General features: G+C 74.0%; 12 protein-coding genes. 3 read left to right on the top strand and 9 right to left on the bottom strand.

Going from position 1 to position 11,260, the window contains the following annotated elements; all coding sequences use genetic code 11:
* On the bottom strand, positions 1-943 hold a 943-nt coding region (locus AB0I76_RS13250), incomplete at its 3' end, for an alpha/beta hydrolase (RefSeq protein WP_357034146.1).
* 145 nt (positions 944-1,088) lie between these two features.
* Between AB0I76_RS13250 and AB0I76_RS13245 the strand changes: the two genes are divergently transcribed.
* The gene (locus tag AB0I76_RS13245; RefSeq protein WP_357034145.1) at positions 1,089-1,676 is read left to right on the top strand and encodes a carbonic anhydrase; all 588 of its coding nucleotides are present in this window, start codon (positions 1,089-1,091) and stop codon (positions 1,674-1,676) included.
* Between the two features lie 158 nt (positions 1,677-1,834).
* Here AB0I76_RS13245 and AB0I76_RS13240 read toward each other — a convergent pair whose 3' ends face one another.
* Positions 1,835-2,164: a hypothetical protein gene (locus AB0I76_RS13240; protein ID WP_357034143.1), complete on the bottom strand. Its 330-nt coding sequence runs from the start codon at positions 2,162-2,164 to the stop codon at positions 1,835-1,837.
* A 307-nt stretch (positions 2,165-2,471) separates the two neighbouring features.
* Here AB0I76_RS13240 and AB0I76_RS13235 point away from each other — a divergent pair, with 307 nt between their 5' ends.
* Entirely contained in the window at positions 2,472-2,963 is a 492-nt protein-coding gene (locus AB0I76_RS13235) for a DUF3145 domain-containing protein (protein WP_357034141.1), read from the top strand.
* Positions 2,964-3,068: 105 nt separating this feature from the next.
* Positions 3,069-4,796 (top strand): glycoside hydrolase family 3 N-terminal domain-containing protein, encoded by a 1,728-nt coding sequence (locus tag AB0I76_RS13230; RefSeq protein WP_357034139.1) that lies wholly within the window; start codon positions 3,069-3,071, stop codon positions 4,794-4,796.
* A 15-nt stretch (positions 4,797-4,811) separates the two neighbouring features.
* Here the strand turns inward: AB0I76_RS13230 and AB0I76_RS13225 are convergent, their stop codons facing one another.
* The 7 genes from AB0I76_RS13225 to AB0I76_RS13195 all read right to left on the bottom strand — a co-directional run.
* Positions 4,812-5,459, bottom strand: coding sequence for a lipoprotein (locus AB0I76_RS13225; RefSeq protein WP_357034137.1), 648 nt, complete (start codon positions 5,457-5,459; stop codon positions 4,812-4,814).
* A 129-nt stretch (positions 5,460-5,588) separates the two neighbouring features.
* Positions 5,589-7,010, bottom strand: a complete 1,422-nt coding sequence (locus tag AB0I76_RS13220) for a carboxyl transferase domain-containing protein (RefSeq protein WP_357034135.1) — start codon at positions 7,008-7,010, stop codon at positions 5,589-5,591.
* A gap of 22 nt (positions 7,011-7,032) precedes the next feature.
* Positions 7,033-8,259, bottom strand: a complete 1,227-nt coding sequence (gene fabF / locus AB0I76_RS13215; RefSeq protein ID WP_357034133.1) for a beta-ketoacyl-ACP synthase II — start codon at positions 8,257-8,259, stop codon at positions 7,033-7,035.
* A gap of 2 nt (positions 8,260-8,261) precedes the next feature.
* Complete coding sequence (locus AB0I76_RS13210) at positions 8,262-8,501, bottom strand: acyl carrier protein (RefSeq protein ID WP_088972559.1); 240 nt, start codon at positions 8,499-8,501, stop codon at positions 8,262-8,264.
* A 74-nt stretch (positions 8,502-8,575) separates the two neighbouring features.
* On the bottom strand, positions 8,576-9,520 hold the full coding sequence (locus AB0I76_RS13205; RefSeq protein ID WP_357034130.1) for a beta-ketoacyl-ACP synthase III: 945 nt from the start codon (positions 9,518-9,520) through the stop codon (positions 8,576-8,578).
* Positions 9,521-9,572: 52 nt separating this feature from the next.
* Positions 9,573-10,742 (bottom strand): acyltransferase domain-containing protein, encoded by a 1,170-nt coding sequence (locus AB0I76_RS13200; protein ID WP_357034128.1) that lies wholly within the window; start codon positions 10,740-10,742, stop codon positions 9,573-9,575.
* A 78-nt stretch (positions 10,743-10,820) separates the two neighbouring features.
* The coding region (locus AB0I76_RS13195; protein WP_357034126.1) for a helix-turn-helix domain-containing protein at positions 10,821-11,260 on the bottom strand (440 nt) is incomplete at its 5' end.

The raw sequence follows: 11,260 nt of genomic DNA, 5'->3' as shown, positions 1-11,260 counted from the left end.
CCGCGGCCACCGCCGGGGACCCGGACGCCGCCCGCTCCGCCGCCGGCCGGTCCAGCACCCGGCGCAGCACGCCGGTCACCGCCTCGTTCACCTCGTCGGGGCGCTCCATCATCAGCATGTGCCCGGCGCCGGGGCAGACCGTCAGCTCGGTCGCCGGTAGCGCGGCGGCGATCGACTCGGCGCACGGCGGCGGGGTCAGCCGGTCCCGGTCGCCCACCAGCGCCGCCGCCGGCAGGTGGGCCAGCCGGGCGAGGGTCTCCAGCCGGTGCTGGGCCCCGATCGAGGCCCGGAACCCGCCGATCGAGCGGAGCGACGCGCGGGCCACCGCGGAGGTGACCAGACGGATGTCGGTCGGGTCGCAACGGTCGCCGAAGAGCATCCACCGGATGCTCGGCCGCAGCGCCCGCAGCAGCGGCCGGGGCGGACGCCACGCGCCGCACCGGGCCAGCACCCCGGCGCCGGTGGTCTCGGCGAGCCGGATCAACCGGGCGATCCGGGGCGACAGGCCGTAGACGGTGTGCGTGTGGCCCTCGGCGGTCGTGGACACGAAGACCAGCCCGGCCGTCCGGGTGGCGAAGTGTTCGGGGTGGCGGTGCGCGTACTCCATGATCGTCATGCCGCCCATCGAGTGCCCCACCAGCACCACCGGCCCGTCGGTCACCACCGCGTCGAGCACCGCGGCCAGGTCGTCCCCGAGCTGGGCCAGTGTCGCCGTGGGCAGCGCCATGCAGCTGGACCGGCCGTGGCCACGGGCGTCGTACGTGACGACCCGCACCGCGCCGTCGAAATGCTCCCGCAGCCGGTCGAGCTGCCGGTGCCACGCCCGCCCGTCCAGGGTCCAGCCGTGCAGCAGTACGGCGGTGACCTCGGCGTCCGCCGGTCCGGTCACCTCGACGTGCAGGCGGACGTCATCGGGAAGACGTACCTCGTGGATCTCCGGCATCGTCACCTCCCCAGGCCGAGCGAATCGAACACCGGGGGTACCCGGCGGTAACACCGGCTACCCGTCATGACACCACGCCAACCGTGCCGGTGAGAAGATTCGCAACCCGACCCGTCGACGGGTCGGCACCGGTCACGCTGAGGGCATGCGTACGCCCCGGGCCGCGCTGGCCGACCTGCTGGCCGGAAACCGGCGGTTCGTCAGCGGGCAGCCCATCCACGGGCATGACGTGACCGCCGCCGCCGCGTCCGCCTCCGGCGACCAGGAGCCGTACGCCGTCCTGCTCGGCTGCATCGACAGCCGGGTGCCGCTGGAGGCGATCTTCGACCAGACCTTCGGCTCGATCTGCGTGATCCGCACCGGCGGACACGTGCTGGACCGGGCCGTCCGCGGCTCGATCGAGTACGTGGTGGGCCAGCTCGGCGTACCGCTGGTGATGGTGCTCGGCCACGAGCGCTGCGGCGCGGTAGCCGCGACTGTCGACGCGCTGCGCAGCGGTCCACGGCCCGGCGGTGACCTGGCCTACCTGGTCGACGAGATCGCCCCGGCGGTCGTCGAGGCGGGCCCGGACGACCCGCAGGTCCACGCGGTGGCGATCCGGCGGCACGTGCTGCGGACGGTGGGCGCGCTGCGCGCCGACGACCTGCTGGCCGGGCCGGTCGCCGCCGGTCGGGTCGACGTGGTCGGCGCCCTCTACGACCTCGCCACCGGCGAGGTGACCCTCCTGCGGTGAAGTGAGAGGAAGGGCCCCCGCTTAACGCCTCAGGTAGAGGAGGGGCCCCCGGTCAACACGGTGGGGTGGCGCGGGCGCGGGCGCGGGCGCGGACGCGGAAACGCCCGCCGGGACGGGGTCCCGACGGGCGTTTCCTTCTGTCGCGATGGGGGAGGGGCTCAGCCCTCGAAGACGCCGGCCTCGACGAGGCGCTTCTCGGTGGCGTCCCAGCCGTCACCCGGGTGGGTGGCGTTGAGGGCGTTGATCTCGGCCCGGATCTTGGCGGCGTGACCGGCCGCGGCCAGCACCCGGATCTCCTCGACGAAGGCCTCGGAGTCGGTGCGCAGGTGCGCGGTCTTGCCGTTGGTCAGGTTCCGCACGTAGGCGTGCTTGCCGCCGTTGAGCGGAATGACGTACTTGAACTCGCCCAGCACGCTGAGGGCGCCACCCTGGCCAGCCTGGCCGGCCCGGACTGACGCGCGCGCGGTCTTAGAGGTGTTGCTCGCCACGGAGGTACTCCTTGCAAGACGTACGGGAGGACGCGGAAACGTCCGGGGGCTGTGCGGACGGCACCGGTGGGTGGGCCCGCGGAAGATGTGCGCGGCACAGGCCGCCGATGGAACTGTACACGACCTCGATGCCTGGCTGGTCATCGCGTCGTGAGGGGTCAACGGCGGTCACCCGTCCGGCTATTCCGGCGGCGAATTTTCCGATTCTCTGGCGCACCATCCGTCACACCAGTCATCATGAGTTCCGGAACCACTCGGACGGACGAGGTCGTAGGGGAAGACGCACCTCGCTCTCCGGGAGGTCACCGTGCCAACGCGTGGCGTCGTATACGTCCACTCGACCCCGCTCGCCGTGTGCTCGCACGTCGAGTGGGCGATCGCGCGCGTCCTTGCCGCGCCGGTCAACCTCGAGTGGACGGCTCAACCCGCCGATCCCGGCGCCCGCCGGGCCGAGTGCGGGTGGACCGGCCGTCCGGGAACGGGCGCCGAGCTGGCTGCTGCCCTCCGGCAGTGGCCCATGATCCGTTTCGAGGTGACCGAGGAGCCGAGCCCCGGCGCCGACGGAGAGCGTTTCATGTACGTCCCCGGTCGTGGCCTGTTCCGGGCCACCGTGGGCGCGGCCGGCGACATCCAGCTCGGCGAGGACCGGCTGCGGAGCATCATGGCGACCGCGCGCGCTCCGGAGGCCCTGGCGCACGCCCTGGACAAGGCACTCGGCACCGCCTGGGACGCGGAGCTGGAGCCCTACCGGTACGCCGGCGACGGCGCTCCGGTGACCCTGCTCACCCGCGTCGGCTGACCTCCGCCCGGTGGCGCCTCGCGGCGGGTTCTGGGCGGCGGTCGTCCCGTGGGCGCGCGTAGGGTCGGGTTGCCCCGATTAGCGTCGAACTGGTGGGATGACTCGGTGTCGATTTCTCCGCGACGGGTCGGCGTCGTGCTCGTCGCCCTGACCGCGCTCCTGGCCTCCGGCTGTTCCGGTCCGGCGGACCGTCCCGGTCCGACCCCGTCGACCGGCAGCACCACGGCCGCCGCGCCGACCCCCACGGCGAGCGTCCCGGCCGACGACCCCGCCGCCCGCGCCGCCGCGCTGGTCGCGACCCTCGCCGACGAGGACCTGGTCGGCCAGGTGCTGATGCCGTACGCCTACGGCGACGCCGCCACCGCCGTCTCGCCCGGCTCCGCGGCCGGCAACCAGAAGCTGGCCGGTGTCGACACGCCGGCCGAGATGATCGCGAAGTACCGGCTGGGCGGCCTGATCCTGGTCGGCTTCAGCGCCGACGACCCCACCAGCGGCAACCAGGAGACGACCAACGTCGACAACCCGGAGCAGGTCCGCGCCCTGACCACCGGGCTGCGTACGGCGGCCGGGAAACTGCCCGCCGGTGCGGCGCCCTTCCTCGTCGGCACCGACCAGGAGCACGGGGTGGTCACCCGGATCACCGACGGCGTCACGCTGCTGCCCAGCGCCCTCGCCGCCGGTGCTGCGGGCAGGCCGGAGCTGACCGAGGCCGCCTGGCGTGCCGCCGGCACCGAACTGGCCGCGATGGGGATCAACCTCGACTTCGCTCCGGTCGCCGACGTGCTGGCCACCCGCAGCACGGTGATCGGCTCCCGGTCGTACGGCGCCGACCCGAAGCGGTCCGCCGCGCAGGTCGCCGGCGCGGTCCGGGGCCTCCAGGCCGCCGGCGTCGCGGCCACCGTCAAGCACTTCCCGGGGCACGGGCACAGCGCCGCCGACTCGCACAAGGACCTGCCGGTGCTCGGGCAGTCCCGCGCGGTGCTGGAGCGCGGGGCATGGCCGCCGTTCACCGCCGGCATCGACGCGGGCGCCATGGCGGTGATGTCCGCCCACCTCGACGCCCGGTCGGTCGACCCCGGCACGGCGGCCACCTTCTCCCACAAGCTGCTCACCGAGGTGCTCCGGGGGCAGCTCGGCTTCACCGGCGTGGTGGTGACCGACGGCATGAACATGCCGCCGGCCAAGCGGTGGTCGCCCGGCGAGGCGGCGGTCCGCGCCCTCACCGCCGGCAACGACCTGATCCTCATGCCGCCGCACGTCGGCCAGGCGTACGACGGGCTGCTCGCCGCGCTGCGTGACGGTCAGCTGCCGCGGCCCCGCCTGGTCGAGGCGGCGACCCGGGTGCTGACCATGAAGTTCCGCCTGGCCGGCAGCCCCACCCCGGAGCTGTCGGCCCTCAACGCCCCGGCCCACCGGAAGGCGGCCGGGGACCTGGCCGCCGCCGCGGTGACCGTGCTGCGGGGCGCGTGCGGCAAGGCGGTCCCGGGGCCGGTGACCGTCACGTCGTCCGGCGGGCGGGACCACACCCGCAAGGCGCTGACCGAGGCGCTCACCGCGGCCGGGGTCCGGGTGGTGCCGAGCGGTGGCACCGTGGTCCACCTGGTCGGGTACGGGGACAAGGCCGGCGACCTGCGCGCCGACGCCGCCGTGACGGTGGCCATGGACACCCCGTACGTGCTGGCGGAGGCGACGTCGCCGACGCTGCTGGCCACGTACTCGTCCAGCCGGGCGTCGATGACCGGTCTCGCCGGCGTGCTGGCCGGCAAGCTCCGACCCACCGGCCGGTCCCCGGTGCCGGTGACCGGCCTGCCCGCCACGACCTGCCGGCTCTAGACCGCGGACGTACGGTCAGGCGTTCGGGCGCAGCCCGGAGACCGCCAGCCGGTACGCGGGCAGCACGTCGGTCCGCTCGGCCAGCAGGCCCTCACCGATGGCGAGGACCAGGGTGCGGTCGCCGGCCCGGAGCGCCAGCGCCCAGCTGCGGTCGTCCTCCTCCAGCAGCTTGCTGGTCTCCACCCAGGTCGCCTCGACCGCGTCCACGCCGCCGGCCTTCACCTCGCGGAACTGCTGATCGGACACGGTGTCCTCGGTGCCGGCGACGAACGCCTCCAGCGCCGCCCGGGGCTCGGCAGCCGGCGCGTCGACGATCCACACGCGCAGGAAGCCCCCGCCGGCGCGGCGCCCGTCCACCTCGCACGTCGCCGTCGTGCCGCCGCGGCGGGCGAGCGCCTCGAAGACCTCGGTGGCGGTCTCGTCGTCCGGTGCCTCGACCGGCTTGGGCTTCCAGCTCTTCGGCACCGGAAAGGTGACCGGCAGGGGGCAGGGTGTGCCGGCTCCGCCGGCCTCTCCGGCGGCCTCGGCGGCGGTGATCTCGTCGTACCAGGGCTCACCGGTGGCGGCCGGCGCCGGCGTGCCGGCCTCGCCACCGTCGCCACAGCCGGCGAGCAGCGTGCAGATGAGCGCGGCCGTCAGGGCGGCGCGGGTACGACGTGCCATGGTGTGTCACTCCCCGTTGTGGATCTTCAGCCGGTACAGCAAACCGGTCGGGGAGGTCATCGTCAAGGGGCGTGAAGAAGGGCCCCCTCCTCTGCGCGAGGCGTCAAGAGGGGGCCCTTCCTCGCACCGTTACAGCGGGATGTTGCCGTGTGCGCCGCGGGCGGCCGGTGCGGCGGCGAGGGCCTGGGCGATCCGGCGCCGGGTCTCCTCCGGCTTGATCACGTCGTCCACCACGCCGATCTCCAGCGCCCGGTTGACGCCGCCGGCCACCCGGGTCTGCTCCTCGATCAGATGCGCCCGCAGCGTCTCCCGCTCCTCGGCGGGTGCGGCGGCGAGCTTCTTGCGGTGCAGGATGTTCACCGCCGCGCTGGCGCCCATCACCGCGACCTCCGCGTTCGGCCAGGCGAACACGGCGGTCGCGCCCAGCGAGCGCGAGTTCATCGCGATGTACGCGCCGCCGTACGCCTTGCGGGTCACCAGCGTCACCCGCGGCACCACCGCCTCGGCGAAGGCGTGCAGCAGCTTCGCGCCGCGCCGGACCACGCCGTCCCACTCCTGGCCCAGGCCGGGCAGGTAGCCGGGGACGTCGACCAGCACGATCAGCGGAACGCCGAGCGAGTCGCACATCCGCACGAAGCGCGCCGCCTTCTCGGCGCTGGACGCGTCGAGACAGCCGCCGAGGCGCAGCGGGTTGTTGGCGATGACGCCGACCGTCCGGCCGGCGAACCGGCCCAGCGTGGTGACGACGTTCGGCGCCCACTTGGCGTGCAGTTCCACGCCGGGGGCGTCGAGCAGGGCCTTGACCACCGGCTTCACGTCGTACGCCCGGTTGGTCTCGGCCGGCATCTTCGCGGCCAGGTCGTGGTTCTCGTCGCCCACCGGCACGTCGTCCGGGGAGAGCCGGCCCTGGTGACCGAGCAGCGCGGCGAGCTTGCGCGCCTCGACCATCGCCGCCTCGTCGTCCTTGCACGTCACGTGCACCACGCCGGAGCGCCGTCCGTGCGGCTCGGGGCCGCCGAGGCGCTCCATGTCGACCTGCTCGCCGGTGACGCTGCGGACGACCTCCGGACCGGTCACGAAGATCCGACCGGCACCGCTCATGATCACGATGTCGGTCAGCGCCGGCCCGTACGCGGCGCCGCCGGCCGCCGGACCGAGCACCACGGAGATCTGCGGCACCCGGCCGGAGGCCCGGACCATCGCGGCGAAGACCTGGCCGACCGCGTCGAGCGCGACCACGCCCTCGGCCAGCCGGGCCCCGCCGGAGTGCCAGAGACCGATCACCGGCACCCGCTCCCGCACGGCGGTGTCGATCGCGTCGACGACGTGCCGGCACCCCTCGGTGCCCATCGCGCCGCCCATCTTCGTCGCGTCGGTGACGTACGCGATCGCGGGCGTGCCCTCGATCTCGCCCCGCGCCCACAGCACCCCGGAGGTGTCCCGGGGGGCGAGCAGGCGCAGCGAGCCCGCGTCGAACAGGTTCCGGAGCCGCAGCTCCGGATCTCGGTGGTCGACGGTGGATCTCTCCGCGCCGACGGCGGTGGTGGTCACGAGCGCCTCCAAGGCAGTGGTCTCAGGCCCGCGTGAAGACGAGAGCCACGTTGTGGCCGCCGAAGCCGAACGAGTTGTTCAGCGCGGCGGGGATGTCCATGTGGCGCGCCTTGTTGGCGGCCACCTCCAGGTCGAGGCCGTCGTCCGGGTCGTCGAGGTTGATCGTCGGCGGCACCACGCCGTCGCGGATCGCCAGGATGGTGGCGATCGACTCCAGCGCGCCGGCCGCGCCGAGCAGGTGCCCGGACATCGACTTCGTGGCGGTCAGCACCGGGTGGTCACCGAGCGCCTGGTGCAGCGCCTTGATCTCCGCGATGTCGCCGACCGGGGTCGACGTGGCGTGCGCGTTGACGTGGACGATGTCGGACTTCGCCACGTCCGCGTCGGCGATGGCCCGGGCGATGGCCCGGACCGCGCCTGCGCCCTCCGGGTGCGGCTGCACGATGTCGTAGCCGTCGGAGGTGAGACCGGCGCCGGCCAGCCGGGCGTACACCCGGGCGCCGCGCGCGGCGGCGTGCTCGGCCCGCTCCAGCACCAGGATGCCGGCGCCCTCGCCGAGCACGAAGCCGTCGCGACCCTTGTCCCACGGGCGGGAGGCCCGCTCCGGGTCGTCGTTGCGGGTCGACATCGCCCGCATCGACGAGAAGCCGGCGATCGGCAGCGCGTGGATGACCGCCTCGGTGCCGCCGGCCACGACCACGTCGGCCCGGCCGGCACGGATCATGTCCATGCCGAGCGCGATCGCCTCCGCGCCGGTCGCGCAGGCGCTGGCCACCGAGTGGACGCCCGCCTGGGCGCCCAACTCCAGCCCGACCCAGGCGGCCGGACCGTTGGGCATCAGCATCGGGATGGTGTGCGGGGAGACCCGCCGCGGCCCGGACGCCTCCAGGATGTCGTCCTGGGCCAGCAGGGTCAGCGCCCCGCCGATGCCCGAGCCGACGCTGACCCCGAGCCGCTCCGGGTCCAGCCCGGAGTCGGCCAGGCCGGCGTCCGCCCAGGCCTGCTGCGCGGCGATGATCGCGATCGCCTCGGAACGGTCCAGCCGGCGCAGCTTCACCCGGTCCAGCAGGCCGTCCGGATCGACCGCGAGCCGGGCGGCGATCCGGACCGGCAGCTGTTCGGCCCACTCCTGGGTGAGCGCACTCACCCCGGAGCGGCCGTTGAGCATGGCGTCCCAGGTCGACGCGACGTCCCCGCCCAGCGGGGTGGTCGCGCCGAGCCCGGTGACGACGACGTCTGTGTGAGCCATGGTCAGGACTGCGCCGCGATGTAGCTGACGGCGTCCCCGACGGTCTTCAGGTTCTGCACCTCGTTGTCGGGGATCTTGACGCCGAACTTCTCCTCGGCGGCCACCACGACCTCCACCATGGAGAGCGAGTCGACGTCCAGGTCGTCGGTGAAGGACTTCCCCTCGGCCACGTCGTCCGGGTTCACCCCGGCAACCTCTTCGAGGATCTCGGCGAGGCCGGCGGTGATCTCGTCACGGGTCATTGCGGTTGGTTCCTCTCATCGGGGGTTGTTCTTCCGCCGGATGGCGGTGCGGCACGGTGGAAACCGTGCCGGGTTCAGGGACAGCGGACGACCTGACCGGCGTAGGTCAGGCCGCCGCCGAAGCCGAAGAGCAGCACCGGGGCGCCCGAGGGCACCTCCCGCCGCTCGACCAGCTTGGACAGGGCCAGCGGCACGCTCGCCGCGGACGTGTTGCCGGACTCGACGATGTCCTTGGCGATGATCGCGTCCGGGATGCCGAGCCGCTTGGCGATGCCGTCGATGATGCGGGCGTTGGCCTGGTGCGGCACGAACGCGGCCAGCTCGGACGGCGCCACCCCGGCCCGCTCGCAGGCCTGCAGGGCCAGCGGGGCCAGCGCGGTGGTGGCCCAGCGGAAGACCGACTGGCCCTCCTGCTGGATGTACGGGCGCCAACCCTCGATGCGGACCGCGTCGCCCTTCTCGGGCACCGAGCCCCACACCACCGGGCCGACGCCGACCGGCTCGCCGTCGCCGGTCGCGGTGACGACCGCGGCGCCCGCGCCGTCGCCGAAGATGATGCAGGTCGAGCGGTCGGTCCAGTCGACGAACTCGGAGAGCTTCTCCGCGCCGATCACCAGGGCGTTGCGGGCCGCGCCGGCCCGGATCGCGTGGTCGACGGTGCCCAGCGCGTACGCGAAGCCGGAGCACGCGGTGTTGACGTCGAACGCGGCCGGGGCGGCGATGCCGAGCTTCGCGGCGACCCGGCAGGCCACGTTGGGGCTGCGGTCCACCGACGTGCAGGTCGCCACCACGACGAGGTCGATGTCGGCGGCGGAGAGGCCGGAGTTCGCCAGGGCCTTGCCGGCGGCCGCCGCCGCCATGTCGGCCACGGTCTCGCCGTCGGCGATCCGCCGGGTGGCGATGCCGACCCGGTCGCGGATCCACTCGTCGTTGGTCTCCACCAACTGGGCGAGCTCGTCGTTGGTCACCACCCGGGACGGCTGGTAGTGCCCCAGGGAGACGATCCGGCTGCCGGTCATCGGCGCTGTCCTTCCGTGTGCGACCGCGAGGCGCGCGGTCCGGTCGTCGGGGTCATACCTGACCGCCGATGCGGGCGAGCGGCTGGCCCGGCGCGACCGGGTCGTCGTGGTGGGCGAGCCACTCGGTGAGCAGCCCACTGTCGTGCGCGGTCACCTCGACCGGCCCCTGCCGGGTGACGACGTGCCCGATCACCTGTCCGGTACGCAGGTCGGCGCCCTCGGCGAGGTCGGCGGCGGGCTCGAAGGTGCCGGCGGCGGGGGAGACGACCACCCGGAACTGGATCACCGGCTCGTGGCCGCGCAGGCCGTTGTGCCGGGCGATCAGGTCACGTGCGGCGGGCAGGTCGTCCGGGGTGTTGAGGGTGACGATCTCCGGCACCCCGGTGCTCTTCAGCTCCCGCTTGACGAGGCCGGCGAGCGTGCCCGCCGGGGGCAGCTCGATCACGCCGGTCACGCCCAGGTCGGCCAGTGTCCGCATGCAGAGGTCCCAGCGGACCGGCGCGGTGACCTGGCGGACCAGCCGCTGCAGCATCTCCCGGCCGTGGTTGACCGCCGACCCGTCCAGGTTCGACAGCAGGATGCGGGTGGGGTCCGTCGGGGTGATCCCGGCGGCCACCCCGGCCAGCGCCGTCTCGGCCGGAGCCATGTACGGGGTGTGGAACGCGCCGGCCACCTTCAGCCGGGTGATCCGCGCCCGGGCCGGCGGCTCGGCGGCGAGCTTGTCGAGCCCGTCGAGGGCGCCGGCGGCGACGATCTGGCCGGCGCCGTTGCGGTTGGCCGGGTACAGCCCGTGCGCCTCGATGGCGGCGAGCACCTCGTCCGGCTCGCCGCCGAGCACGGCGGCCATCCCGGTGGGCTCCAGCGCGCAGGCGGCGGCCATCTCCCGGCCGCGTACGCCGGCCAGGGTGATCGCCGCCTCGGCCGGCAGGACCCCGGCGAGCGCCGCCGCACCCAGCTCGCCGACGCTGTGGCCGGCGGTCAGCGGTACGTCGTACATCGGCAGGTGTTCGGCGGCGAGCAACGCCGCCGCGACCAGCAACGGCTGGGTGCGGGCGGTGTCCTTGATCTCGTCCGCGTCGGCGACCGTGCCGAGGTGCACGAGGTCGACCCCGGCGAGCGCGGACCACCAGCGCAGGCGGGCCTCGGCGCCGGGAAGGTCGAGCCAGGGAGTCAGGAAGCCGGGTTTCTGGGAACCCTGGCCGGGGGAGAGTACGGCGAGCACGTCTATGACTCTCCTGGATACCTGTGGGTAGCGCTGTGCGGCCCCCGACCAAACCGCACTAGAACCTTTGTGGAGATCCTACAAAGATCGGTGGGAGTCGTCACCTGTCTGTGATGTTTTCCTGACGGGTGGGGGCATTGTCTGGGTTGGGACCACCGGGACCACCGGGTCCAGCCGGCCGACGGTGAGCGCCACTTGGAGGGCGTACGCGTCGCGCGCGGTGAGTGGGGAGAACCCGGTCACCTCGGCGATCCGTCGCAACCGGTACCGCACCGTGTTGGGGTGCACGAACAGCGCCCGGGCCGCGCTCTCCAGCGTCCCCCCGGCGGCGAAGAAGGCGTCCAGCGTCTCCAGCAGCTCGCCGCCGGCGCGCACCAGCGTCGCGTAAACGTCATGGCGCAGCCGCCGACGCGCCTCCGCGTCACCGGCCAGCGCCCGCTCGGGGAGCAGGTCGGCGGCGGGCACCGGTCGGGGCGCGGGCCGCCACGCGGGCGCGGCCCGGACGCCGGCCACTGCCG

The sequence above is a fragment of the Micromonospora sp. NPDC049799 genome (genome assembly GCF_040656655.1).
In the GTDB taxonomy this organism is placed as follows: domain Bacteria; phylum Actinomycetota; class Actinomycetes; order Mycobacteriales; family Micromonosporaceae; genus Micromonospora.
Note: the sequence above shows the minus strand (reverse complement) of the source record. Positions and strands in the feature narration are given on the sequence as shown.